The sequence below is a fragment of the Allobosea sp. P4_C6 genome, from assembly GCF_056402015.1.
Genome location: NZ_JBFUIF010000261.1, coordinates 1 through 1,159 on the forward strand (window position 1 = coordinate 1; position 1,159 = coordinate 1,159).

A 1,159-nucleotide genomic window follows, 5' to 3' on the forward strand; every position below is an offset into this window, starting at 1 on the left:
TCCCATAGCGATACGATCGCGGTTTCACACGCCGGCCGCGAAGTAGCGAAGATTTTGGAGACAAAGCAGCGGGTAACACTCACGGTCGATCGAAAAATGTCGCCGGAGTTCGCCTCCTTTGTTCTCAAGGAATTGCCTCGCCTGTTTGAGCTGCACCAGAAGCAGCAAGGATAGGAAAGGCGGATACGCCGCAACCCGGAGAGCACAAGCGCAAAAGAAAAAGGCCCCCGAAACGCGTTCCGGAAGCCCTTCTCTGTCTTCAGCAAACTGAGAATCGCACTTCCACGAATCATCGTCAAGAGTCTCGTTTGGGCTCGGCGCCGTTTCGGCGAGCAGATTTCTTTTGCCTAGCGATAGGTGAAGGAAAATGGTCTCCCATATCTCAACGACGCCCTTTGGGCGGCGGACGCTGACGCTTGCCCATGTGGCAACCCAGGCGCTCGCAAAGGAGCGGCCGCCAGAGAAGGCGGTCCATAAATGGAATCTGTTTCGAGACATTTGCACGGCCAAGGCTCAGCTGGGCGTGAATGAACGCGCGCTGGCAGTTCTCGACGCCTTGCTTACGTTCCACCCAGAAACCGTGCTGACAGGCGAACAGCTTGTCGTCTTCCCCTCGAACCAGCAGCTGGCGCTGCGGGCACACGGCATGTCACCGGCGACGCTCCGCCGCCATCTGGCGGTACTCGTCGACTCCGGCCTCATCATCCGCCGCGATAGCCCGAACGGTAAGCGCTACGCTCGGAAGGGCAGGGGAGGGGACATAGAGCTCGCCTTTGGGTTCGATCTGTCGCCGCTGGTTGTTCGGTGCGCGGAGATTGAGAGCTCGGCCGAGGACGTCAGGCTTGAGGAGCGAGCACTGAAGCTCGTGCGCGAGCGCATCACCATCTGCCGGCGGGACATCGCCAAGATGATCGCGACAGCGATGGAGGAGGGTGTTGCCGCTCATCAGGCCGGGCAGGGGCCTTCGACCTGGCAGGATATCCACGCCCTGCATCGTTCAATCATTGGCAGGATTCCGCGCACCGCTCCGCGCGAGGTGCTGGAGCCCATTGCCGACGAACTATCGATGCTGGCTGACGAAATCCTCAACATTCTGGAAATGCATACAAAAGCTCAGAATCTAAGCGGCAATGAGTCTCAATCTGAGCGCCACAAACAG

General features: G+C 59.1%; 1 protein-coding gene. It reads left to right on the plus strand.

The genetic code is table 11. The annotated features are described in order from the left end of the window. Positions 1 to 367: 367 nt before the first annotated feature. Positions 368 to 1,159: plasmid replication protein RepC (gene repC / locus AC1DVA_RS28500; RefSeq protein ID WP_476808144.1), on the plus strand; the 792-nt coding region annotated here is incomplete at its 3' end.